The 25,748-nt window shown below is 38.1% G+C and carries 22 protein-coding genes; 6 read left to right on the forward strand and 16 right to left on the reverse strand.

Annotated features, from left to right (window positions below; genetic code table 11):
* Positions 1-179 precede the first annotated feature (179 nt).
* The 6 genes from H9565_RS18150 to H9565_RS18175 form a co-directional block, all read right to left on the reverse strand.
* The gene (locus H9565_RS18150) at positions 180-404 is read right to left on the reverse strand and encodes a DUF2795 domain-containing protein (RefSeq protein WP_013994285.1); all 225 of its coding nucleotides are present in this window, start codon (positions 402-404) and stop codon (positions 180-182) included.
* 171 nt (positions 405-575) lie between these two features.
* The gene (locus H9565_RS18155) at positions 576-1,160 is read right to left on the reverse strand and encodes a cob(I)yrinic acid a,c-diamide adenosyltransferase (RefSeq protein WP_215441800.1); all 585 of its coding nucleotides are present in this window, start codon (positions 1,158-1,160) and stop codon (positions 576-578) included.
* 53 nt (positions 1,161-1,213) lie between these two features.
* Entirely contained in the window at positions 1,214-1,372 is a 159-nt protein-coding gene (locus H9565_RS18160; protein WP_215441801.1) for a hypothetical protein, read from the reverse strand.
* Positions 1,373-1,399: 27 nt separating this feature from the next.
* Entirely contained in the window at positions 1,400-1,903 is a 504-nt protein-coding gene (locus H9565_RS18165; protein WP_215441802.1) for a hypothetical protein, read from the reverse strand.
* A gap of 62 nt (positions 1,904-1,965) precedes the next feature.
* On the reverse strand, positions 1,966-3,843 hold the full coding sequence (locus H9565_RS18170) for an ABC-F family ATP-binding cassette domain-containing protein (protein ID WP_215441803.1): 1,878 nt from the start codon (positions 3,841-3,843) through the stop codon (positions 1,966-1,968).
* A gap of 4 nt (positions 3,844-3,847) precedes the next feature.
* On the reverse strand, positions 3,848-5,026 hold the full coding sequence (locus H9565_RS18175) for an Lnb N-terminal periplasmic domain-containing protein (RefSeq protein WP_215441804.1): 1,179 nt from the start codon (positions 5,024-5,026) through the stop codon (positions 3,848-3,850).
* Positions 5,027-5,129: 103 nt separating this feature from the next.
* Between H9565_RS18175 and H9565_RS18180 the strand changes: the two genes are divergently transcribed.
* The gene (locus H9565_RS18180) at positions 5,130-5,873 is read left to right on the forward strand and encodes a CDP-alcohol phosphatidyltransferase family protein (protein WP_215441805.1); all 744 of its coding nucleotides are present in this window, start codon (positions 5,130-5,132) and stop codon (positions 5,871-5,873) included.
* Positions 5,874-5,875: 2 nt separating this feature from the next.
* Here H9565_RS18180 and lptB read toward each other — a convergent pair whose 3' ends face one another.
* From lptB to H9565_RS18195, 3 genes are all read right to left on the reverse strand, one after another.
* Entirely contained in the window at positions 5,876-6,616 is a 741-nt protein-coding gene (gene lptB / locus H9565_RS18185; protein ID WP_194524294.1) for an LPS export ABC transporter ATP-binding protein, read from the reverse strand.
* Positions 6,617-6,708: 92 nt separating this feature from the next.
* Positions 6,709-7,563 carry a twin-arginine translocase subunit TatC gene (tatC, locus tag H9565_RS18190; protein WP_215441806.1) on the reverse strand — a complete coding sequence of 285 codons (855 nt, stop codon included), beginning with the start codon at positions 7,561-7,563 and terminating at the stop codon, positions 6,709-6,711.
* Positions 7,563-8,528 carry a KpsF/GutQ family sugar-phosphate isomerase gene (locus H9565_RS18195; RefSeq protein WP_215441807.1) on the reverse strand — a complete coding sequence of 322 codons (966 nt, stop codon included), beginning with the start codon at positions 8,526-8,528 and terminating at the stop codon, positions 7,563-7,565. Before H9565_RS18195 ends, tatC begins: the two co-directional genes overlap by 1 nt.
* A gap of 256 nt (positions 8,529-8,784) precedes the next feature.
* Between H9565_RS18195 and recQ the strand changes: the two genes are divergently transcribed.
* Entirely contained in the window at positions 8,785-10,995 is a 2,211-nt protein-coding gene (recQ, locus tag H9565_RS18200) for a DNA helicase RecQ (RefSeq protein ID WP_215441808.1), read from the forward strand.
* Between the two features lie 80 nt (positions 10,996-11,075).
* Here recQ and H9565_RS18205 read toward each other — a convergent pair whose 3' ends face one another.
* From H9565_RS18205 to H9565_RS18235, 7 genes are all read right to left on the reverse strand, one after another.
* Positions 11,076-12,128 carry a S66 peptidase family protein gene (locus H9565_RS18205; RefSeq protein WP_215441809.1) on the reverse strand — a complete coding sequence of 351 codons (1,053 nt, stop codon included), beginning with the start codon at positions 12,126-12,128 and terminating at the stop codon, positions 11,076-11,078.
* Between the two features lie 89 nt (positions 12,129-12,217).
* Positions 12,218-13,549: a carboxypeptidase-like regulatory domain-containing protein gene (locus H9565_RS18210; RefSeq protein ID WP_246560793.1), complete on the reverse strand. Its 1,332-nt coding sequence runs from the start codon at positions 13,547-13,549 to the stop codon at positions 12,218-12,220.
* Between the two features lie 192 nt (positions 13,550-13,741).
* Positions 13,742-14,473 carry a 23S rRNA pseudouridine(2604) synthase RluF gene (gene rluF / locus H9565_RS18215; protein WP_215441810.1) on the reverse strand — a complete coding sequence of 244 codons (732 nt, stop codon included), beginning with the start codon at positions 14,471-14,473 and terminating at the stop codon, positions 13,742-13,744.
* An 89-nt stretch (positions 14,474-14,562) separates the two neighbouring features.
* Positions 14,563-15,786, reverse strand: coding sequence for a DUF3999 family protein (locus H9565_RS18220; RefSeq protein WP_215441811.1), 1,224 nt, complete (start codon positions 15,784-15,786; stop codon positions 14,563-14,565).
* Entirely contained in the window at positions 15,770-18,136 is a 2,367-nt protein-coding gene (locus H9565_RS18225) for a DUF2339 domain-containing protein (protein ID WP_215441812.1), read from the reverse strand. The genes H9565_RS18220 and H9565_RS18225 overlap by 17 nt, the downstream gene beginning before the upstream one ends.
* Before the next feature lie 159 nt (positions 18,137-18,295).
* Positions 18,296-19,438 (reverse strand): serine hydrolase, encoded by a 1,143-nt coding sequence (locus H9565_RS18230; RefSeq protein WP_215441813.1) that lies wholly within the window; start codon positions 19,436-19,438, stop codon positions 18,296-18,298.
* Between the two features lie 37 nt (positions 19,439-19,475).
* The gene (locus H9565_RS18235) at positions 19,476-19,727 is read right to left on the reverse strand and encodes a hypothetical protein (RefSeq protein WP_215441814.1); all 252 of its coding nucleotides are present in this window, start codon (positions 19,725-19,727) and stop codon (positions 19,476-19,478) included.
* Positions 19,728-19,992: 265 nt separating this feature from the next.
* Between H9565_RS18235 and H9565_RS18240 the strand changes: the two genes are divergently transcribed.
* The 4 genes from H9565_RS18240 to H9565_RS18255 all read left to right on the forward strand — a co-directional run bounded on the left by H9565_RS18240 (position 19,993) and on the right by H9565_RS18255 (position 25,740).
* The gene (locus tag H9565_RS18240) at positions 19,993-20,883 is read left to right on the forward strand and encodes a peptidyl-prolyl cis-trans isomerase (RefSeq protein ID WP_215441815.1); all 891 of its coding nucleotides are present in this window, start codon (positions 19,993-19,995) and stop codon (positions 20,881-20,883) included.
* Complete coding sequence (locus H9565_RS18245) at positions 20,834-22,324, forward strand: peptidylprolyl isomerase (protein ID WP_215441816.1); 1,491 nt, start codon at positions 20,834-20,836, stop codon at positions 22,322-22,324. Before H9565_RS18240 ends, H9565_RS18245 begins: the two co-directional genes overlap by 50 nt.
* A gap of 4 nt (positions 22,325-22,328) precedes the next feature.
* Positions 22,329-23,282, forward strand: coding sequence for an AAA family ATPase (locus H9565_RS18250; protein WP_215441817.1), 954 nt, complete (start codon positions 22,329-22,331; stop codon positions 23,280-23,282).
* Positions 23,283-23,466: 184 nt separating this feature from the next.
* Complete coding sequence (locus H9565_RS18255) at positions 23,467-25,740, forward strand: aconitate hydratase (protein WP_215441818.1); 2,274 nt, start codon at positions 23,467-23,469, stop codon at positions 25,738-25,740.
* Positions 25,741-25,748: the final 8 nt, after the last annotated feature.

Consider the following 25,748-nt stretch of genomic DNA (forward strand, 5'->3'; position numbering starts at 1 on the left):
GACCGCTTTTAAGATATTGATTGCGGTAGGGCATTATTTCTGCAATGCGCCCGTGGTGTATTTCTTCGCAAAAGGTATTCCAGTTTAAAACCTGTGTACATTTTACTTAAATACCTGCCAAAATTACATAAAAAAAAAGCCTCGATAGAGACTTTTTTGTTTCAATTAACGTAATATTTCTAATATTCGTCCTCGTTCCAGAGATAATCTTCTTCTGTAGGGTAGTCTGGCCAGATTTCTTCAATGGATTCATAAATCTCACCACCTTCTTCCTCCATAGACTGAAGGTTCTCGACGACCTCTAGGGGCGCACCGGTACGTATTGAATAATCTATCAATTCGTCTTTTGTTGCGGGCCAGGGTGCATCACTCAAGTAGGATGCTAGTTCTAATGTCCAATACATTTCAGTTGTTCAATTTAATTTTTTGCAAAAATAATTTTTAAATACACATAGCCAAGGAAATAGGGCTATTTTATCGTCATTATTTTTGTTTTAATAGTTTGATAACGAAGAATTAAAGAAATTATTAGAGAATTACAAATTAAACTGAAGCAAATATTTAAATTTTGTGCTTTATTTATCCTTTTCCCTATTCTCTGGAATCCATTTTATTTCTTCGGCTTGTAAATTTTCTGACAATTTTCGTGCCAGTACAAATAAATAGTCGGAGAGCCTGTTTAAAAATAACAAGACATTTTCATTAAATGGTTCATTTTCGTAAAGAAGCGTGCTCATACGTTCCGCTCTCCTGCAAACCGTTCTAGCAATATGACAGTATGACACGGTGGTGTGGCCGCCTGGAAGGATAAAATGCGTCATTTGAGGCAAAGCTTCATCCATAACATCAATTTCTTTTTCAAGCAACTCAATGTCAGAAGGTTCAATTTCTGGAATGTTCAGCCTTTTTTTTCCGTTCTTTAGAAGGGCCTTCTCTGGGTCTGTGGCTAAAATAGCCCCAACAACAAACAGATTTTTCTGAACTTCGGTTAAAGTTTCTTTAGACCTTTTGTCTATTTTTTGATCCCTGATCAAGCCAATCCAAGAATTGAGTTCGTCTACAGTGCCATAACATTCTATTCTTACATGATGTTTTTTAACCCTCGTGCCCCCAATTAGGGCAGTAGTACCTTTGTCACCTGTTTTGGTGTATATCTTCATTTTGAGAATTTACTAGGGTTTGTGCTGCGAAAAAAAACGATCGCTAATTGATTCTATTCTTTTTCCTCTTTTTTGGTCCTTTCATTCCGTTCATAATTGCCCATGAATTTCCGTGATTTCCGATCTTTGGATTTCCGGCGATTGGTCATGGATATGAGAACGTATATTACCGCTACGACCCCTAGGATTATATAAATTGTATTGTTGTACATAATTGCAATTTAATCTAAAATAAGCGTTTAAATCCGAATCTTAAAATGCTCTTTGGCCTGTTCTTTTCTAAAGAAAACCGCGCCGCAATAAAACATATCTACCGTTACAGTAACATTTTTATGATTTTTCACAGCTTTCCAAATGGCTTCGTTTTCAGCTGATTCATATATGTCATCCAATAAAAACATGGTGTTATTGTGAGCGATTTTTTTCTCCGCTAGAAGGTTAATTACCTTATTCAAGTTGGTTTTGGAAAAGTAGACCATATTCGTATTTGTAGAGGACTTTTCTATATGCTGAAAATGACTTTGAACAATCTCTTCAACCTTACCGGAATCATCTAAAAACATAATTCGTTTGGTTTTGAAATAGGCGATGCTCTTACAAAGAACATTTATGGATTTTAACCTGCTGAACTTCTTTTTTCCGTACAGGCACTTTGTTACGTAACTATAAACAAAAGGGGAGTGCACCCCATGTTCATTGGTTGCGGAAAACAAGAAAGTTATGTGTTTCAGGAATTTTTGCACGAAAAACCGTTTGTGATTTTATAATTAGAAAAGACCACTAGCGCTATATTTTATAATTACGATTATTCCTCCATTTGTGCGGAAAGCTCGAACCAACGCTCTGTTTTGGCTTCAATAGCCTCATTAACCTCTTTTAAGTCTATGGATAATTTATCTATTTCCTCACCGCTAAGGGAACTATCGGCAAATTTGTTTTGCACTTGCACTTTTTTAGCCTCCAGTTTCTGGATGTCCTTTTCTAAATTTCTATATTCCTTTTGTTCTAAATAAGAGAGTTTGTTTTTTGAGTTGTTTTGTTTAGCGTCGTTTTTGCTCGCTGTTTCTTTTGTTGCGGCTTTTTCTTCACGTACCTCTAAAACTTTACTGTCTTCATAAGTTCTAAAATCTGAGTAGTTTCCAGGGAAATCCTCAATAACGGCATTCCCTCTAAAAACAAAGAGATGATCTACAATTTTGTCCATAAAATAACGGTCGTGAGAAACCACTATCAAACATCCGGGAAAGTCTAAAAGAAAACTTTCAAGTACGTTTAAGGTTACAATATCCAAATCATTGGTAGGTTCATCAAGAATAAGGAAATTAGGATTCTGAATCAGAATAGTACATAGGTAAAGTCGTTTTCTTTCGCCTCCGCTTAATTTCTCAACAAAATCATATTGTTTCTTTCTGTCAAAAAGAAAACGCTCCAATAGCTGTTGTGCAGAAATCTGTCTCCCTTTCATAAGTGGGATAAAATCACCAAAGTCACGAATTACATCTATTACTTTCTGCCCCTCTTTTATGGTTATTCCCTTTTGGGTGTAATATCCAAATTTAATAGTGTCGCCAACTATTACTTTACCGGCATCAGGTTGGTCCGATCCGGTTACAATATTTAAGAAGGTAGATTTTCCGGTTCCATTTTTTCCAATTATACCTATGCGTTCTCCTTTGGTAAAAGTATAGTCAAACTTATCTAGAATAGGCTTGTTAGGATATGATTTTACTAATTTGTGTAGTTCCAGAATTTTACTTCCTACACGCTCCATATTAATTTCAAGCTGAACCTGGTGCTCCTTTCTGCGTTGGCTGGCTTTTTCCTTTATGGTGCTAAAATCATCTATTCTAGATTTTGATTTAGTGGTACGCGCCTTGGGTTGTCTTCGCATCCACTCCAGCTCTTTTTTGAACAAACGTTCGGATTTATGCTGTTCAGTGGCCTCTTGCTCAATACGGGCCTCTTTTTTTTCTAGATAGTAAGAATAGTTGCCTTTATAGGGGTAGAGCTGGCCGTTATCTAATTCTATGATTTCATTACAGACCCGTTCTAAAAAATAACGGTCGTGCGTAACCATAAACAAACTCATGTTTTCCCTGGCAAAATATTCTTCCAACCATTCAATCATTTCAAGGTCCAAGTGATTGGTAGGTTCATCAAGAACCAGTAAGTCCGGTTTGTTGATAAGAGCATCCGCTAAGGCCAAACGCTTTTTTTGACCTCCCGAGAGCAGCCCCACGTTGGCGTCTAGGTTATCTAATTTTAGCTTAAAAAGGATTTGTTTGTAAAGGGTCTCAAAATCCCAAGCGTTAAAACGGTCCATTGCTTCAAAAGCAATTTGGTATGCATCTGCGTCTTCAGGGTTTTGAAGCGCTTTCTCATAGGCGTTTATGACCTGAAGTATTTCATTGTCCGAAGCAAAAATGGTTTGTTCTACCGTTAATTTTGGGTCTAGGTCCGGTTCTTGGTCTAAAAATGAGACACGAATATCTTTGCGGTAGTTTACTTGCCCGGAATCCGGGCTGTCCAATCCGGACATTATATTTAAGATGGAAGTCTTGCCCGTACCATTTTTGGCGATTAAAGCAATTTTCTGGCCTTTATTGATACCAAAGGAAAGGTCTTGGAACAAGACACGCTCTCCATATGATTTTGAAATATTCTCTACAGTAAGTAAGTTCATGCAATTATGCGATTTTTGGCTTGTGATATGACCAGAATAAAAATAAATATCGTGCAATAAGGGCTGCCCAGATAGCCAATATTAAGGGCGAAAAAAGTTGAATGCCCAAGGTCCATAAAACGCCGGACACTACAATTAAAGCAGCTAGAAAAATAGCATACTTGGCCACCCAATTAGGTCCTCTCTTTTGAGCAACTACAAAGGCAATGATTAGGTTGGGAGGGAAGGCCCATAATATGTTAAAGTTACCGGCAGTGGCACTATGGTCTGTAAAGAACCATAAGAAAATGATAAGTAAGCCTATTAATCCTGTGGTAAAAAAGAGCGTAAAGTCTAACCATCTTCTACGGGTGTTGTTCTTAAAATCAAAATAAGTTAAAACCAGTATAATGATCAAAATAACAATAAGCCACAGTTCAGGAGAAAAAAAGAAACTAGAGCCATTATCCGCAGGTTTGGCGTCCAGTAAAGTTTTTGATTTAGCTACCAAGGGTTCCCCGTTTAATTGAGCAACATCTAGTTGTTTCATTATGTAATCTGGCAAGAACATGTGTTCTTTTGGTGTAGCAACATCATCTATGACAGAACCTAGGGCTAAATCAATTCCAAAACCGGACCATGAATTTATTTTAACCTTCTGCCTTATCAACTGGCGATGTGAATATAGCTGTTGCTGGAAGTTTTTGTCAAAAACGAGCTTATCTCCGTATACTTCTTTTAGGATATCCCAAATTTTTGTAGCGCAATTGTTGTAGAAAAAATCATATTTATAATCCCTATTTTCCGGAAGGTAATTAGTTTCCAAAAAATTAAAGAGTTGTTGGCGTTCGGCAAGGTCAAGTTTTAATTCTTGACTTTTTACCCATCTATTTTCATACTCATATTCCTTAAGGAAGTAAGGAAAACTTTGCCTTGCAAGTGTATAATCCAGTTTTCCACGGGCAAACTTCATGTAAAAATTGGGCGTGGTAAAGTCAAAAGTGCCATAGTTGTATATGGCATTTATTCCTAAACTGGAATCTTCTACGCGAACGGCACTATGTCCAAATGTTGAATAAAGTTCACTACCTGGGCCACAAGTTATAACACTTATTTTGGATAGGGGAGTCAATTCAGGCGCTTGGGCCATGCCCAAAATCGAAAAGCCGAAAAGTAATAGGAGGAGTATTTTTTTCAATTGCATTTCTGTTTTTTACTGAATTTTGTTGCGCAAATATCCGAATAAATTATGGTCTGACCTGATTGATGTTAAATTGTGTTATTTTTACCGCAAATCAAATGATTTCATGAAAAAATATATTCCTAATTTCATTACGCTGTTGAACGTTTTTTGTGGATGTGTCGCTGCCGTCTTTGCAGTGTCAAACCAGCTTGAAATGGCGGCTCTATTTGTTTTTTTAGGAATCTTCTTTGATTTTTTTGATGGCCTGGCAGCAAGGGTTTTGAATGTGCAAAGTGAACTGGGTGTGCAGCTAGATTCTTTGGCCGATATGATAACGAGTGGTCTTGTTCCCGGAATTGTTATGTTCCAATTGCTTAAAATGGCCATGAGCGGCGGTTGGTACAGTGGTGATGGTGCCTCTTTTTCTTTTCTTTATTTAACGGATTTTGTTCCGTTGATCGGTTTTCTTATTACCCTAGGCTCCGCTTATAGATTGGCAAAGTTTAATATTGACGAGAATCAGGTTTCGTCTTTCGTTGGATTGCCAACGCCAGCCAATGCCTTATTAATCCTTTCTTTGGCTTTAATATTGCAATATCATGAAAACGAAGCGTTAAGCGAATTCATACTTAATCCTTGGTTTTTAATCTTTATAACCTTCTTAAGCACGTATTTGTTGAATGCTAATATTGAACTATTCGCCCTTAAATTCAAAACTTGGAGTTTTAAGGACAATGCAGTGCGTTACATTTTTCTAATTGTGAGTGTGGCGCTTCTCATAGCCTTAAGGGTCTTGGCCGTGCCGCTTATAATCGTTTTCTATGTGGCTGCCTCATTGGTATCCAACTTATCGGCAAAGAAAAACTAATGCTAGAAATCCAACTTCTTTTTACGAAGTTCAAAGTTCTGGCCTAAGTAAACTTTACGTACCATTTCATCTGCGGCCAAATCTTCTGGAATCCCCGATTTTAAGATACCGCCTTCAAACATTAGATACGATCTTTCTGTAATGGCCAAAGTTTCCTGTACGTTATGATCGGTAATAAGAATGCCAATATTTTTGTCTTTTAACTGGGCTACAATACGTTGAATATCTTCAACCGCTACAGGATCTACACCGGCAAAAGGTTCATCCAGCAGAATAAATTTTGGGTCGGTGGCCAGGGCTCGAGCTATTTCGGTACGTCTACGTTCACCACCGGAAAGTAAATCGCCTCGACTTTTGCGAATATGGCCCAAACTAAATTCTTCAATAAGCGACTCCATTTTCATTAGTTGCTCCTTTTTGCTGAGTTTGGTAAGTTGTAGTACGCTAAGAATATTCTTTTCAATACTTAACTTCCTAAAAACAGATGCCTCTTGCGCTAAGTACCCTATTCCATTCTGGGCTCTTTTATACATAGGAAAGTTGGTAATGTCCGTGCCATCTAGATATATGTTGCCGCCATTTGGCTTAACGAGACCTACGATCATGTAGAAAGAGGTGGTTTTTCCTGCCCCGTTAGGACCAAGCAGACCAATGATTTCTCCTTGGTTTACTTCCAAAGAAATACCCTTTACAACTTTCCGGCCACGGTAGGCCTTCATTATATTTTCAGCTCTTAATTTCATCTTAGAGGTTTCGTGTTTTTTGGGTCCTGAGACCAAAATTAATGGCCATCAAAAAAATAAAGAAACGGGAAACTTTTTAAATAGCCTTACGTTTACCTTTTCTTTAACCCTTTTTCCTTTGCTTTTCTCTCTCTTTTAGCCTCGTTTTTCAATACTATTTTTGAAATATAAATACTGACTTGGTATAATACAAGGACTGGTACAGCTACAATAATCTGACTAGCTACATCGGGAGGGGTAATTACTGCAGAAAGAATCAATACCACAACTAGGGCTATCTTTCTGTATTTTTTCATTATTTCAGGGGTAACCAAGCCTACTTTGGTCAGGAAGTAGATAATAATGGGCAGTTCAAAAAGAACCCCACAGGCTATTACAGCGGATCTTACTGTGCTAATATAGGAGTCAAGGTCAAATTCGTTTAGGACAATCTCGCTGACCTGATAGGTGCCCAAAAAGTTAATGGATAAGGGGGCTACCACATAATACCCAAAAAGTACGCCCATAAAAAAGAGAAAGGAGGCAATTAAAATAAAGCCTCTTGAATGTTTTCTTTCGTTAGGGTGAAGCCCTGGGCTAATAAACTTCCAAAGTTCATAAAGAACGTATGGGAAACCAACTATAAAACCTACCCAGATTGCCGTCCAAATATCTGCGGAGAACTGCCCGCCCATAGTACGGCTCTGTATGGTGAATGGGAGTTTTTCAGCACAGAATGCGGAATCAAACCCTAATGAAGTGGCTATATCACAGAAGAACCTGTAAGTTGGGAAATCCATTTTTGAAGGCCCAAAAATAATAGTGTCAAAGATGAAACGACTCATAACGAACGCCACTGAAGCCAATATTACTACGGCAAGGACCGATCGTATCAAATGCCATCTTAGTTCTTCTAAGTGGTCTAAAAACGACATTTCGTCTGGGGACTTCGTATTTTGCTTTGCCATTATAATATACCTTCGTTGATCAAGTTGTGCAAATGTACAACACCCACGTATTTTTTACCCTCTACACCCAATAATTGTGAGATGCCTTTTTCTTGCATGAGCTCTAAGGCTTCAATTGCCAAAACATCTACCGGAATGGTCTTGGGGTTTTTACTCATTATATCTTTTGCAGTGAGTCCACTAATATTATCGTACTTGTTCAGCATGCGTCTAATATCGCCATCTGTTACAATGCCAACTAGCTCATCGCCATCAGTAACAGCAGTAACGCCCAACATCTTTTCAGAAATTTCTACAATAACCTTTTTGACCTCGGCATTAACGTCTACTTGAGGTTTTTGATTGGCCCCAACAATGTCCGTAACCCTAAGGTACAAACGTTTGCCTAACGAGCCTCCAGGGTGGTATTTTGCGAAATCCTTACTGCTGAACCCTTTCAATTTAAGTAGGCAAATAGCAAGCGCATCTCCTATTACAAGTTGGGCACTAGTACTCGTGGTAGGTGCTAAATTGTTTGGGCAGGCTTCTTTTTCTACATAGGTGTTCAGAACAAAGTGCGCTTCTTTTGCCAAATAGGACTCGGTATTACCGGTCATGGCAATTAATTTGTTGGTTCCTCTTTTGATAAGCGGAACCAACATTTTTATTTCTGGAGTGTTACCGCTATTGGAGATGCATATGACAACATCATCTTCTTGAATGGTTCCTAGGTCTCCATGAATGGCATCACCTGCATGCATGAAAATGGCGGGTGTACCGGTAGAATTTAAGGTAGCTGTAATTTTAGAGGCAATTATGGCGCTTTTGCCGATCCCGGAAACAATAACTCTTCCTTTGGACTCAAGAATGCAATTAACCGCATCCGAGAAATCTTCGTTTAGTAAAGTGCTTAAATGGAGTATGGAAGCACTTTCGGTTTCTATCGTTTTTTTGGCTACGGCAAGAATAGATTTGCTATTGTTCAAACTATGAAAAGGGTTAAGATTCTATTGTTTTTATGTGCTTATAATCGACAAATACGCTCGTTTTGAATAAAACTATCCTAAAACCGGAATAGTTTCTAAAACTTTGTTTTATATTTAAGATTACAAAATTACATAATCTTGGCGTATAGCTAATTTAATACCCTTAAATATATTTTGACTAAATTAGAGTCCCCCGCAACGAAAAGTATGATATTTCAGCAATTAAGATACAATTACCTAAAGTTTTTTACGAGATATGGCAAAAGATAATAATGTTTTGAAAAAAACTGAATTGCATGTCTCGTTAAAAAAATATTTCGGTTTTTCTGAGTTTAAAGGTCTACAGGAAGGTGTTGTAACCAGTCTTTTGGAAGGAAACAACACGTTTGCGATTATGCCTACAGGTGGCGGTAAGTCACTATGTTTTCAACTTCCGGCCTTAATGAAGGAAGGAACGGCCATTGTGGTTTCTCCTTTGATCGCTTTAATGAAAAATCAGGTAGACGCTATTAGAGGTATATCTTCGGAACATGGTATAGCCCATGTACTTAATTCCTCTTTGACAAAAACGGAGGTACGGCAGGTAAAACAGGATATTACGAACGGTGTAACGAAACTACTTTATGTTGCTCCGGAATCTTTAACAAAAGAGGAATATATAGAATTTCTTCAATCTGTAAACTTGTCCTTTGTTGCGGTAGATGAGGCACATTGTATTTCTGAATGGGGCCATGATTTTAGACCGGAATACAGAAATTTAAGGACTATAGTCAATAGATTGGATGACGGTATTCCAATAATAGCGCTTACGGCAACAGCAACTCCAAAAGTTCAAGAAGATATTATTAAGAATCTTGGTATAACGGACGCCACTACGTTTAAAGCTTCGTTCAATAGACCCAATCTTTTCTACGAGGTACGGCCAAAAACCGCCAACGTAGATTCGGATATTATCCGTTTTGTAAAGAAAAATACAGGGAAATCAGGTATTATCTATTGTTTGAGCAGAAAGCGCGTAGAGGAGTTAGCGCAGGTGCTTCAGGTAAACGGGGTTAGTGCTGTTCCTTATCATGCCGGTTTTGATGCAAAGACTCGGTCAAAATATCAAGATATGTTCTTGATGGAGGATGTAGATGTTGTAGTTGCTACCATTGCTTTTGGAATGGGTATAGATAAACCGGATGTACGTTTTGTAATTCACCATGACATACCTAAAAGTATTGAAAGTTACTATCAGGAAACGGGTAGGGCAGGTAGAGATGACGGTGAGGGGCATTGTCTGGCTTTTTACTCATACAAGGATATAGAGAAACTTGAAAAATTCATGTCCAATAAGCCTGTTGCAGAACAGGAAATTGGTAATGCTCTTTTGCAAGAAGTTGTGGCATATGCGGAAACCTCTATGTCTCGCAGAAAATTCATGCTCCATTATTTTGGGGAAGAATTTGATGAAATTAATGGGGATGGGGCCGATATGGATGATAATACCAGAAACCCAAAAGAAAAACAAGAGGCCAAGGAAGATGTTGTTAAACTTATTAAGGTGGTAAAGGCTACCCATGAAAAGTTTAAATCCAAAGAAATCGTACGTACTCTTTTAGGAAAGGTGAACGCTTTGATAACATCGCACAAGACCGATGAAAAGGAAGAGTTTGGTATTGGTTCCGATAAAGATAAAGAGTACTGGATGGCACTTATACGCCAGACCTTAGTTGCTGGTCTCCTTAAAAAGGAAATTGAACAATACGGAATTTTACATGTAACGGAGAAGGGAAAAGCGTATTTAAAGTCTCCTGAGTCCTTTATGATGACCGTAGACCATACGTATACGCAAGAAGGGAACGACGCCATTGTGAGTGCGGCAAAAGCAGGTGTTTCAGATGAAAAATTGCTAAAGCAGTTAAAGGATTTGCGTAAAAGCCAGGCAGATAAGCTTGGTGTTCCTCCATTTGTGGTGTTTCAGGATCCATCCTTAGAGGATATGGCCATGAAATATCCTATTTCCCTAGAAGAACTTACCACCATTTACGGTGTAGGAGAAGGGAAAGCTAAAAAGTACGGAAAACCGTTTGTTTCGTTCATTGCTAGTTATGTTGAGGAAAACGAAATCATACGACCAGACGATTTGGTGGTAAAAAGTACTGGAGCAAATTCTGCTCTTAAGTTGTACATTATCCAGAATGTAGACCGAAAACTTCCATTAAGTGATATTGCATCGGCAAAGGGAATTGAGATTCCTCAACTTATTAAAGAGATGGAACAGATTGTCTTTAGCGGAACAAAATTGAATCTTGATTATTGGATTGATGAGGTGTTGGACGAAGACCAGCAAGAAGAAATTCACGATTATTTCTTGGAGGCCGAAACCGATGACTTGGAAGAAGCTATGAAAGAATTTGATGGTGACTACGAAGACGAAGAGCTACGCTTATACCGGTTAAAATTTATTAGTGAAGTAGCTAATTAACTATATACATAAGCTTTATAAGAACAAGGCAGACTAGAAAGCTACATGGTATTTCTTGTCTGCCTTATTTTTTTGTGGAATTACAAAACGGCCTTTTCCAAAAGTTGAAATTTCATTGTTGTAGCATTCATAGCAGCTTTGGTTCCAATTGGAAATGTAAAGTTGTTTTCTATGTGACCAAAACTCATGCCGTACATCGCCGGAATCCCTAGTGGTTTGATTCGGTCCATGATGACTTCTTTTAAGGAAAATGAAATTGGATTGGTAGACTCGTTGCAACCGGCGCAAACGCCAAATAGAATACCTGCCGCTTTATTGAACGTCTTGCCTTCTATCAACTGAGTGAGCATTCGGTCTATACGATATGGAGCTTCTTCTACATCTTCAATACAGACTATGGCATCTGTAAAGTCTATTTCATCTGCAGTGCCAATTAAGGCGTTAATAAGGGTTAAGCTTCCGCCAACAATTTTTCCTGTGGCACTGCCTTCTGTAATAGTATAACGCTCAAACTCCGGATTGGTGGTCAATTCAGGTTTCAGAAGTTTTATATTCTCTATTTCTAATTTTTCTTTAGGAAACATGACAACGTTTTCTAGTTGACGAATGCTGTACGGGTCGTTTAACGTGGAGCCCACGGGCCCATGAAATGTAACTAGTCCCGTTTTTTGGTGAATACCGTTAAGCAATGCGGTAATATCACTAAAACCAATAAAGGTTTTAGGGTTCCTTACGATATTTTCATAATCTATCATTTTCATGATACGAGTACAGCCATAACCACCTCTTGCACACAAGATGCCATTAATTTTGGGGTTGGAGAACATTTCGTTTAGGTCCGTTGCTCGCTCCTCATCTGTATTGCTCAAATAGCCGTAGTTGCCTAAAACACGATTGGTATGGTAGGGTTTGAAACCCATAGACCTTAAGGTCTTTTTTGCTTCTTCCAGCACTGAAGAATGAATGGCGTAACCAGGAGCTATTAAACCGATGGTATCTCCTTTTTTTAGTCTTTTAGGTTTTATTAAAACAGGTGCTTGAGAAGAAATGAGGTTAGCTCTGCCTAAATTTGGTAGTAATGCCGCTGCTGAGGCACTTACTGCTGTACCTATAAATTGTCTTCTATTGGCCATATGCTTGGGTTTGATGGTATGAATTTAAACAGAATCATAAAAAAAATCGGCCATTTGGCCGATTTTATAAATAAAGTATTGCTTAGCTCTTAAGGTGTTGAGGTACCGCCTTCTGCATTGGCTCTTCGTAATTGCCGTTGTATTTTTTTTATGGCGGACTCAATAGATTTTTCAGGTTCTATGATATTGTATTGGCCCCAAAAATCAGGATCCGCAAAACCAATGGCCTCATCGCTTAAAATAATGGATGTTTTAATTCTATCCTTGGCTTTGGGAAATTCGGTGACCAAATTTTTCTTCCAGTCTGTAACGGCCATTTCACACGTCATACTATAAACCGAATTAAAGAGGCGTTTGTCCCAATTGATTTTAAATTCTAACAGAACGTTACTGTAGCTATAATACCATTTCCCGTTTTTTTCACGATAATCTACCCGATAGGCAACATCTGTGGGCCATACCTGTGCGTTTCTCGGCTTTCTGCGAACGAATAACTTTGCCGCCAAATCTTTATCCGTAATATTAAGACTGTATATGGCACTGGTAAGAATCTTGTTCTCTGCATCAATATAAAGTTTACCCTTGTACAGAGGGTCTATGACCTGTGTACTCTGTTCAAAATTGATGACATATACTAGTTTGTCGTTTACCCGCGTAGAATGGTCAAATTTAAATACATAATGGTCTAGTGTTTCCTGAGAGAAAATATATTCAGGATATTTCATGATGTCAACAAAAAGTGCATTAAAAGGGCCGCCTTGTAGCTTAAGGGCCACGGTGTCCAATTTGTCGTAGTCCGTACTTTTTCTAGCCTTGTATAGCTTTACACCATCTATTTTAAAGGAGTTGTAGGGTGTTTTGTAAATATTTACCACAGCCTCAGAAAGGGAGACATTTTTTCTGCGTTTTTTTATAGTTTCCCTATAGAAAGCGGTCATTAACGTAGGGTCATCAAAATAATTTTCGCCTTTCTTTTTAAGTACTTCGCGTACCAGCTCTTCTGCATTTTTGGGAACCGCAATATTAACTTCGGGTAGTTCCGTAACCGAAGTATTCATTATAATTCTATTCTTCTCTTTGTTGAGCTGAGTTAAAGGTATGGTCTTGGTACTGTAACCTAAGAAAGAAACTATAACATTTGCATTGGAAACATCCTTGGGGATTTTTAAAGAGAATTCTCCTTCTGTATTGGTTATAGTGCTAATATTGGATTCCTCTATGGCCAGCGAAGCAAACACCAACGGTTTTTTTGTTTTGGAATCAATGACTTCCCCTTTGTAAAGGTTATATTCTATTTCTTGCTCCGTGTTGTCCTGAAAGAAAGCCGAAGCCTTGTGGGGACCGATTACCATGCTCAGGAGCATAGTTAACAGTACCGCAACTGCAAGTTTTTGAGTGTTCTTTTTCTGTTTTGGTATCATGACATTATATTTTGAGGGCGTATTCTTTTTTTATTCTCTCTAAGTTAATGATTTTTAGTTAAATACATGTTCTAAAATCAACTTAAATTATAGTGTTGGTTTAGTCTCCAGCGAGTAACTTAAATTACAGGTTTCAGCTTTATAACACAAAAATGTCAATGGAACGGACCGCTTGAAAAGAGAGGAACTAATCTAGAAGTGCGTTTTTGACGAAGAGGATACGAGTCTGTTTATTTCTTCCAATTCCGTATCTGTAAGGTCTCTCCATTTGCCGACTGGAACATCTAATTTTACGTTCATGATACGTATTCGTTTCAGCCTCTGGACGTTGTAGTCCAAATACTCGCACATACGTCTAATTTGTCTGTTCAGACCTTGGGTAAGTATAATCTTGAATTCATATTTGCCAATCTGCTCTACCTTGCATTTTCGTGTTACGGTATCTAAAATGGGCACGCCATTTTGCATTCGCTCTATAAAATCAGAAGTAATGGCCCGGTCTACGGTTACCAGATATTCTTTTTCATGGTGGTTTCGGGCACGAAGAATTTTGTTTACAATGTCTCCATCGTTGGTCAAAAAGATAAGACCTTCACTAGGTTTATCCAATCTGCCAATAGGAAAAATACGTTTAGGATAATTAATATAGTCAATTATATTATCCTTTTCAACTCTAGTATCTGTAGTGCAGACAATACCAATAGGTTTGTTAAAGGCAATATAAACGGGTTTCTCCTGGGGTTCCGAAATTAATTTGCCATCTACTCTCACCTCGTCTCCTTCGGTAATTTTTGTGCCCATTTCCGGTACTTTTCCGTTAATGGTGACCCTGCCTTGGTCTATGAGTTTATCCGCTGCACGACGCGAGCAATAGCCAACTTCACTTAGGTATTTGTTAATTCGGGTCTGTTTGGGTTCTTGCACGCTTTTCTCTTTTAGAAATGCAAATTTACAGGATTCTAAAATGGTATGCTAACAAGTTTTTTTTGATGCGAAGTTTATACGGGTTCTTTTTAACGCTTCGCCATCATTCTTAAGGTAAACCAACCTAAAACCACTATTATGGTTCCCATAACTAACCATAACCATAGTTTGTTTTCAAAAAGAGGACTTTTTGAAGCTTGTTTAGTTTTTTTGATTTTATGGATATCCCCCAATTTTAAAGTAGGTGCATGCGGTGGAATGGAATGTGTTATCTGCTGAATATCATATTTGGGGCTATGCGCCTTTTTGTTGCCGTAGACCAAGTAATAATCCGCCTCGGTAGAAAAACGGGCCAATAATGTATGTGCATACCCTTTTGCGATTGCGGATTCTATCTCCAATGCTTCATTATCGTTGTTCTGAATGGTGATTCTTAGCTTTTCCGCTAGCGTACTGGCAAATTTAAAACCTGTGGTATCTACAGATGCTAGAGTTCCGTTAAACAAGTTTCTGTAAGTATATTTTATGCCTTTCTCGGTTTGAATACTATCGGATATATATTGAAGTTTCACAGAACGGTAGTAATCTATTTTGTCCGCTACTTTTAGTTTTAGAAAACTAATGGGCAATCTTTGGTTCAAATCTATATCTATGATGGTCTCCTTACCTTTTTGGTCTATATTCATAAAAGTAATAGGGTAGGTGTTGTATAAAGCATCAACGGAACCGTCCAAACTTATTATGGCCTTTTGTAGTTTGGGGTTTTCATCACTTTTGACCAATAGCCGATAATATTTGTACTTGGATTCGGGAAAAGTTAAAGTACTGTATGTATAACTGGTCTGGTTGTTTTGGATGGATAAAATGCGATAATCATCTAGGATTTTGAACCACTCATTTTGGGTTTGACTTCCTTCTAGAACAATATGCCAGTTAAAATTGGTTTCATTAAATTTTAAATCAATTTTATTGATAGCCTCCGTAGTAGGAACTTCATAGGTAAAGTAATACCCAATTTTGGTAGACGCCGTATTAAGCGGTTTAAAGGCGATTTCTTTTTTGTTGTTTTTTTCGGAAGTAACCTTTAGCATATAGGGAGCTTCTATGGTGTCCGTCTCGGTAACGCCATAAATACGAATATCGGAAAGGTCATCTTTGGTGTTGTGAAATACGTGATTGGGTAAAGCAATTGTTTGCCATTCTTCTGAAATACCGTTTAGTTCTTGTTGGTATTCATACGTAGAAAGCTGCCCGAAAGCCATAGTACAAGACCACAATCCAAAGAAAAAAAGAATTTTATTTTTCAGGTTCATCCGAAATAACATTTTTGTATTTATTGTAGAGAAATGAGATGATTAGTAACAGTACACCTAACGAAACAAAAACAATGGTCTTAGAGATGGTATTAAGTGATGCTATGTCATAGAGAAACAATTTGGCCAATGTAACGCCAAATAGAGAAATGGCGCCAATGCGCAGGTACTTTCGCTGCTTATTGATTCCAAGTGCAATAAGGAACAGTGCATATACGCCCCAGAGAATACTTAAAGCTAATTTGTAGGATTGGTCGGAGCCGGCAAGGTCCATCCAATTTAACAGCTCGCTGCTAAGGATCCAAAGGATTGAAATATGAGTTATTATTTCAATGGGTATTTTTAGATTGATATTCATAAAAGTACGTTTAGAGAGTTTTATGAGGGCAATCCATAAAAGCGCAAAAAATGCAAATGATATATAACGTAGGGCAATGTTCATTACGCCAATTTCGTAATATTCGGAAAGTGCACGGTCTATATAGCTTTCGCGTAGTTCACTTAGTAAGTACAATCCTGCAGTTAGAAAAAACAGACTAGCGGCTACACCCGTAATCAAAGTGCTTAGGCCCAATATTCTATTTTTAATTTTTTTGATGTTCGCAAAGGCAATGATGCTTAGGAATAAAAAAGTGTAATTAAAAAGCCAAATACTACTAAAGTCGTTTAAGTCATAATTGTACTCACTATAACTATACGTATCATCTGGTTTTAGTTCTACTTCCGATGCTGCAAACATGGAGTTCCAATACTGTTCTATTTCTAGAAAAAGGGACATATAAGAAACGAACAGTAAAATAATTGGTATAACAAATGACATGACCAATGGTAGCTTGGAAGCAGGTTTTTCATTTGGTGTAAATCTGTGTTTTTGATTTATCCAATTAATGAAACCAAAAGCAACAAGAAATAGCATTGAGGTTAAAAAGTAGCTATTGAAAATAGGGGTTATATCCGTTTTTGAAAAGTAATTGCTATAGCCAGCGCCCCAATCTTCGGTAAGACTAAGAAGAGCCAAAAACATAAGCGGGTAGGAGAGGTGCTCATAAAACGAAACCTTCTTGGTCCGGCCAATATAGAATAACAATGTGGCCTGTAATGTCCATAACAAGGTAACCCAATTACCATCTAATTGAACGGGTATGGCAATTGTAATGAATACAAGAACAAGCCCCGCAACTAGATGAAAGAGGTTACGGTCTGCCAGTTTTTTCTTGAAGAGTATGGCACTTACTATAAAGTGTACAATAGCGTTCGTTAATGTAAAAACTCCAAGGAGGTCCTTACCGGTTTCGTGGTTGGATAAAAGACTATATCCCAGACCATAGAAAATAAATGAATTTAAGAGCAGTAATACAATATCGCTCTTTAGGAATTTTTCTTTTTTAATTACCTTATACGCTAAAAACGTAGCATAAAATATAACGAAGAAAACGGTTAAATATATGAATGCCATGGTAAAATGATCTTCTGTTGTGTAGGAGAAAATCATCCATGAACTATAAATAAGATAGGTAAAGGAAAAGGCGGAATAGAAAAGAAGCTTCCAATATTTTTTTAAGGAAATGACCAGGATTCCTATGTTAATGCAGGCCATATATGCGAATAACGTAGCGGCGCTTCCAGAATCGTTACTTAGTAAAAAAGGTACGGCATAAGCGCCAACGAGTCCAATATGAGCAATGACTTGTTTGTTATAATTTAGGGCTGCTACAACCCCAAAAATGGTAAAAATAAGCATTAAAGCAAACGCCATTAATTGCGGAAACAAGCCATAAAAACTGTAAGCGGCAAAGGTTATGAAATAAAGAATGGCCAAGGCGCCGCTTACTAGTACGGCACTATAATTTTCATATTCGGCCTTTAACTTTATTCCAAAGCCTATAAGACTTAACCCTGCTAAATATCCTAGTATGATTCGGGTAAGCGGGCTTATTAATTCGTTTTCGATGGAATATTTAGCGCCAATGGCTACACCAATTACGGTTATAGCAATACCAATTTTATTGATGAGGTTTTCTCCAATAAACTTCTCAAGATTGGATTTGCCTTTTGGCTTTTTTATTTTTTTTGGAACCTCTGGCCGGGCAATAGGAGGTTCAATAACAGGTTCAGACGTTTCCTGAATTATTTGTTGTTGTTCAGTATTTGTAGGTTCTGGAACCGTACTAACTTCCTGAACGGGTTCGGGAATTACTTGTTCTTTGGCCAGTTGGTCAGGACGCAGTTTTTTTAGGCCTTCAATTTCTTGGTAAAGTGCCATCAGTTCCTTGGCAAAACCCTCTTGTTTACTTAGAAGTAGTTCAAGTTTTAGGTTTAACTGGTCAATTCGGTCTTGGTGATTGGACATGTTGTGGTTCCTTTTTGTTGTCCCAATAGAAAATATAAAGCAACAGGACTAACCTATATAACGGAAGATGAAATGATTTATTGATAGGAAGCTAAGATATAAGAGGATATGAGTCCTAATTTAGAACCGGGAAACGACTACTTGGATACCGGGTAGCGTTTACTGCTTTCTGTTCAGTTCAAAACTATAAAGTTGCCTACCTAGCTCGGCTAGAAACGGAATGCCAATAGCATCATATTCATAAGTATTGTCGTTAAAGACCCCATTTGAATTGACCAATACGGTGGCGGTAATCATAAATTCCACATTGTTAATAGTATCCTTAATGTAAGCGCAGTCGGTTAAAGTGCCATAAGCAAAACCCACCTTGTTGTAGATTTCAATGTGGTTCGGAATGTTTTCTTTGGTATCTCCATACATGAAAAACTTACAATACCCATCATAGAAGTCCGTGGCGTTGTAACCCGCATTTCTTGGCACGGTACGCATAGCGGTCATTAAGAAGTGGTGTTGTTTGTCGCTCAAATTAAAACGTTCGTTCTTGTCAAATTTTTCGGGAAAAATGATTCGCTTTAAAAGAGAACTTTGAGCTTCAATGGGGTAATAATTCTTTAAGCTGAAATCAAATGGTTCAACCATAAGGGAATCGTCTTCGTAAAAACCTGTTCCCTTTTTTATATGATTTATTTCTAGAGCTTTGGGAAAGGTGTTAATGGTGGAGGGCAGCATATACGTAGTGCTGTCGTTCTCATAAACAATTAATGGTTTTGTGGCGGTATTTTCTTCTCCATTGCCCAGTCTTTGCCATATGCGAACAGGAGAAACACCTTTTCTTTTAAGAATTGCATTAATAGAATCCTGCCCTAAAAATTCAATCAACCTGTTATTTGCATCGTTATCGCTTACTGCGAATATTTGTGAGATAGCTTCTGAAAAAGTCGTTTCCACAGAATCGCCTTCAACGTAAAAACGCGTATCAAGGTCAAGGGAATCCATCTGGTTCAATTGCTCAAGAGCTACTACTGCCGTGGGGAATTTTACAGTGCTGGCAGGGTAGAAGTAGTTGTTTGAATCTACTTGAAAATCAAAATCATCAAAGTAAACTTGGTTCCCTTTTCTATTGATTTGAGTATACCGTATCTGAACTTCATGCTCGTTTAGGTGGTCCATTACTCGCCGTATTTTTGGAGAGTCGGAGTTTAGTATTGCCATTAGCGGGTCTCCTACTTTTTCTTCTTTTTTGGGTGCACAGGAAAAAAGGAGTACGAGACTTAGGGTTATAAAGGCAAACTTATTGTACATGAGCTTCAATACATTTTATAATACTTGGTGTTACGACCTAGTTCTGGGCCGGTTCAACATACACTTCTCCTCTATGGGGTTTAAGGGCATCTCTAACGGATATCATTTCGGTCTCATCTACCACCATAAAGGCTATACTGTGCATTTCGTTAAAATCCTGGGAACCGGTAATATTAAGATTGGTTTTTTCTAGGGCAATAAACTCCTTTAGATGGATAACGTGATGTTCTGCAGTTTTTTGTGCGGCTGGACCTCTAAAATCCCATATCAATTTTATTTTTCTACTCATAAAATTTGTATTCTATCTACTGTGGATGATTAACAGGAATCCTCAATTTAAGTTTTTCACTATAATTCGGGACTAATTTTTTAAACTAATTAAAGCTACGAAAGGGTAAAAGTAATATGGTTGCAACTAACAATAGTCTTTCATTCAAGTAAATTTATATAAACAAAGTGAAATGTGTAGGTATAGGATTACAACTGAAATTAAAAAGTCTGTTAAGAGCCTAGTGGTCTATTGCCTACCGTAACGGAATTGCTATTTTTGCCCCATGAGATTAAAAATAACACCATTGTGCTATCTGGTTCGTTGCTGGGCCGTTATGGCAACTTTATCCCTTTTTGTGGGCTGCGGTTCTTTTTTGGCGAAAGATGAACCTGGATATTTAGCACGTGTTGGTGAAAACTATTTATATCGCGAAGATGTGGCCAAATTGTTGGCCAAAGGTATTTCTAAGGAAGATAGTGCTTCATTCGTAACCAACTATATTAACAATTGGGCTTCTAAACAGTTGTTGCTGGAAAAGGCAAAAATTAACCTTCCCGAAGAGAAACTAGCGGCATACGATGTTCTGGTTTCGGATTATCGTACGGATTTGTATACCAGAGCGTATAAAGAAGCATTGGTGCAACAAGATGGAGATACTGTAATAAGCGCTTCTCAATTGAACGGATTCTATGAGCGGGAGAAGGAAAATTTTAAATTGAAGGAAAAAATTGTGAAACTTAGGTTTGTAGAGTTACCTACTCAATTTTTGAATAAGGACGATGTGATAAGTAAACTAAAACGTTTTAAAAAGGACGATATTAGTTATTTGGATTCTATTGGGGTACAGTTCAAGAAATTAAACTTTAACGATTCTATATGGGTAAGTGCCACTAGAATTATTGAGGAAATACCACCACTTACCTTTGAAAATGCCGATAAACACCTAAAAAAATCACAATTTTTTGAGTTGGAGGATGCAAACGGGGTATATTTGGCAAAGGTTACCGATGTTCTAGATGTTAATGACGTCGCTCCACTATCTTTTATTGAACCTACCATTAAGCAGGTTTTGCTAAGTAGAAGAAAACTCGATTATTTACGAAAACTGGAAACAGAAATTATAGATGAGGCTATTAAAGAAAAAGAATTTGAAGTTTACGAGCAAGGTGAATAAGTATATTGCCATTTTGGGTTGCTTCTTGATTGCGGGAAGTGCTGTTGCTCAAGAAACTGAAGAAGTTACCGAAAGTCAAGAAGAAGTTACAGAACCAGCTATGGATGCTGAGGCTAGTGCGGAAATGGATTCGGTTAAGCCTACAAACTTTAAAAAAATTAAGCTAGATGGTATTTCTGCAGTTGTAGGGGACTATGTTATCCTAGAATCTGATATAGAAAAAACCCTTATTGATTTAAAAAGCCAAGGAGTTTCAACTGCGGATGTTACCCGTTGCGGACTTTTAGGTAAATTAATGGAAGACCGTTTATATGCCCACCAGGCCGTGCAGGATAGTCTTTTGGTTTCGGATGATGAGATTGCGGCTACTACTGATCGTCAGATTCAGTCTTTCGTGCAACAGACAGGCTCTATGGAGAAACTGTTGAAGTTCTACAAAAAAGAAGATGAGGCCAGTTTACGTGAGGATATCAATAAAATTAATAAACTGAGAATGCTTTCCGAAAAGATGCAATCCAGTATTGTTGAGAAAATTGAAATTACACCAGAAGAGGTTCGTCAGTTTTTTAATAAAATTCCGGAAGATGAACGTCCTGTTTTTGGTGCGGAAATGGAAATAGCACAAATCGTGAAATCTCCAAAACCTACAGAAAAGGAAGTTCAGGATGTCTTGGATAAACTTAACGAGATAAAGGCAGATGTAGAGGATAACGATGCAAGCTTTAGCGTAAAGGCTATTTTATATTCACAAGATCCAGGTTCAAAGTCAAAAGGTGGTTTTTATAGTATAACTAAGGATACCGGGTTTGATAAGACATTTAAGGATGTAGCTTTCAGTTTGGCGGAAGGCGAGGTTTCTGAACCTTTTGAGACTCAATTTGGGTATCATATTATCTATATTGAAAAAATTAGAGGGCAAGAATTGGATTTACGTCATATCTTGATACAACCTAAAATATCTCAAACCGCTTTGGATGAGGTAAAGCAGGAGTTAGATACTATTCGTAAGCATATTATGGAAGGTAAGTATACCTTTGCTCAGGCAGCCCTTAATTTTTCGGATGAAAAAGAAACGAAGTTTGATGGTGGCCTTTTAAGAAACCCTACCAATTTTGATTCTAGGTTTGAGTTAACAAAAATGGATCCAACATTGTACAACCAAGTACGGAACCTTAAGGATGATGAAATTTCATATCCTTTATTGGAGGAAGATCCAAGAGGTGGCGGTCCTAAATATAAAATCTTAAAGGTTACCAACCGTTATGATGAGCATGTAGCCGATTTTTCTAAGGATTATATTAAGATCCAACAATTGGCAAAAACCGAAAAGCAGTACAAAGCCATTAAAAAATGGATGGACGAGCATATAGAGGATACCTATATTAGCGTAAACGAAGACAACAGGGACTGCGATTTTGCCAATAACTGGGTAAAGGAATAAATGCATGTCAGACGTTCAGGCAATCAACAATCTTGTAGAAAAACACCAGGCGCTTAAAAAGGAAATTGCCAAGGTCATTGTAGGCCAAGATGTGGTAATAGACCAAATTCTTTTGAGTATTTACACCGGTGGGCACTCTTTGTTGATCGGGGTTCCCGGTTTGGCAAAAACGTTAATGGTGAATACCATAGCCCAGACATTGGGGTTGGATTTTAAACGTATTCAATTTACTCCTGATTTAATGCCAAGTGATATTCTTGGTAGCGAAGTCTTGGACCAAAACAGAAATTTTAAGTTTATAAAGGGACCGATCTTCGCAAATATTATTTTGGCGGATGAGATTAACAGAACACCACCAAAGACGCAAGCAGCCCTGTTGGAAGCCATGCAGGAACGTTCCGTAACCATTGCAGGTCAGCAACATAAGTTGGAGCTTCCTTATTTTGTTCTGGCCACCCAAAACCCTATAGAACAAGAAGGTACATACCCGCTCCCAGAAGCGCAGTTAGACCGTTTCATGTTTGCTATTGAATTAAAGTACCCTTCCGTTGAAGAAGAAATAGAGGTTGTTAAAAGTACCACTTCGGACCGGTCAGAAAATATCAAGGCATTATTTAACGCACAGGAAATAATTGATGTGCAGCAATTGGTGCGTCGTATACCCGTTCCGGACAATGTGGTGGAGTATGCCGTTAAATTGGTGAATTCAACCCGTCCAAATTTGGATACGGCAAGTGATTATGTTAAACAATATATAGATTGGGGAGCAGGACCAAGAGCTTCGCAGAATCTTGTTTTAGCAGCAAAAGCTCATGCGGCTGTTCACGGTAAGTTTTCACCGGATGCCGAAGATGTCCAAGCTGTTGCCACCGGTATTTTAAGACATAGACTTATTAAAAACTACAAAGCAGAGGCCGAGGGTATTTCCGAAGAAACCATTATTGGTAAATTACTCTAGTTAAAAATTAACACATCTGCTGTAAATTTGCAGGTTTTCTGCCTTTAATGCCTTCGTTAGTGTAACCGAAAGGCAATCTACTGATCAATTTCTAAAAAAGGTGTGAATCCTAAGGCAAAAGTTTTATTTACGCTTCTTATTTTCTTAATTTTACGGGATTACAATAACTTAAACAAATTAGATAATGGCATTTGATATTGATATGATCAAAGGGGTGTACGCCAATATGGCCGAACGTGTTGAAAAAGCGCGTGAAATTGTCGGCAAACCGCTTACCCTTTCAGAGAAGATTTTATATTCCCATTTATGGGACGGTAACCCTAGCAAAGCATTTACAAGGGGAAAAGACTATGTGGATTTTGCTCCAGATCGTATCGCTTGTCAAGATGCTACAGCGCAGATGGCCCTTTTGCAATTTATGCAGGCCGGAAAGCCAAAGGTAGCAGTACCAACTACAGTGCACTGTGATCACCTTATACAGGCTAAAAACGGTGCTACGGCAGATTTAAAATCTGCAAATACAACCAGTGCCGAGGTATTTGATTTCTTGGAATCTGTTTCCAATAAATATGGAATCGGTTTCTGGAAACCAGGTGCAGGTATTATTCACCAAGTTGTTTTGGAAAACTACGCATTTCCAGGTGGAATGATGATCGGTACGGATTCGCATACGGTTAACGCAGGTGGTCTAGGTATGGTAGCTATTGGTGTTGGTGGTGCAGATGCAGTTGATGTAATGGCAGGTATGGCCTGGGAACTAAAGTTTCCAAAATTGATCGGAGTAAAATTAACGGGTAATATTTCTGGCTGGACAGCGCCAAAGGATGTTATCTTAAAAGTAGCCGAAATTCTTACCGTTAAAGGAGGCACCGGTGCTATTGTAGAATACTTTGGAGAAGGAGCCAAGAACCTTTCTTGTACTGGTAAAGGTACTATCTGTAACATGGGTGCTGAAATAGGGGCTACAACTTCTACTTTTGGATATGATGAGTCTATGGAGCGTTATTTACGCGCTACGGATAGAGCAGATGTTGCCGATGCAGCAAATGCGGTTAAAGAACATTTAACTGCCGATGCAGAGGTTTATGCAAGTCCAGAACAATATTTTGATGAGGTTATAGAAATTAACTTATCGGAATTAACACCATTGTTGAACGGACCTTTTACTCCGGATTTATCTACAGGAGTAGGGACCGATATGACTAAAAAAGCAACTGAAAATGATTGGCCACTTCAAGTAGAGTGGGGATTGATCGGTTCTTGTACCAACTCTTCCTATGAAGATTTATCAAGAGCTTCTTCAATTGCGCAGCAAGCCTTGGACAAAGGAATAAAAATGAAGTCGGAATTAGGTATTAACCCTGGTTCTGAGCAAGTTCGTTATACTGCTGATAGAGACGGTATCTTACAGGTTTTTGAAAAATTGGATGCTAAAATCTTTACAAATGCTTGTGGACCATGTATCGGTCAATGGGCAAGATATAACGATCCAAAAAATGCACCTAAAAACAGTATAGTTCATTCGTTTAACCGAAACTTTGCTAAGCGTGCAGATGGTAACCCAAATACGCATGCCTTTGTTGCATCACCTGAAATTACGGCTGCAATAGCTATTTCCGGTCGTTTGGATTTTAACCCTATCACGGATACTTTGATCAATGAAAATGGTGAGGAAGTTAAATTTGACGAGCCAACAGGATGGGAGTTGCCACCAAAAGGATTTGCTGTTGAGGATGCAGGATTCTTAGCGCCAGATGAAGATGGTTCCGGTGTAGAAGTTATTGTTGCTCCGGATTCTGAAAGATTACAGTTATTAGAACCTTTTACACCAATTAAGGACGAAAGCCTTATGGGTGCTAAGCTTTTGATCAAAGCATTCGGAAAGTGTACAACGGATCATATTTCTATGGCAGGACCATGGTTACGTTTCCGTGGACATTTAGATAATATTTCCAATAACTGTTTAATAGGCGCTGTAAATGCATTTGGCCATAAAACAAATATGGTTAAAAACCAGTTAACAGGAGAATACGGAGGTGTTCCCGATACAGCACGAGCTTATAAAGCGGCAGGAGTTAGATCGGTGGTAGTAGGTGACCACAACTACGGTGAAGGTTCTTCTCGTGAGCATGCGGCTATGGAGCCAAGACATTTAGGTGTTGCAGCTGTAATCGTAAAATCTTTTGCGCGTATCCACGAAACAAACCTTAAAAAACAAGGTATGTTAGGATTGACTTTTGCCAACGAGGCAGATTACGATCTAGTACAGGAAGATGATACATTCAACTTTATAGATATTGCCGAGTTTGCACCGGACAAGCAATTAACTTTAGAGTTGGTACATGCAGATGGTAGCAAAGATGTAATCAAATTGAACCATACGTACAATCAGCCTCAAATAGATTGGTACAGAGAAGGTTCTGCATTGAACGTTATCAAAAAGGAAAATGCAGCCTAATTCCTATT

The sequence above is a fragment of the Zobellia russellii genome, assembly GCF_018728565.1.
GTDB lineage: Bacteria > Bacteroidota > Bacteroidia > Flavobacteriales > Flavobacteriaceae > Zobellia > Zobellia russellii.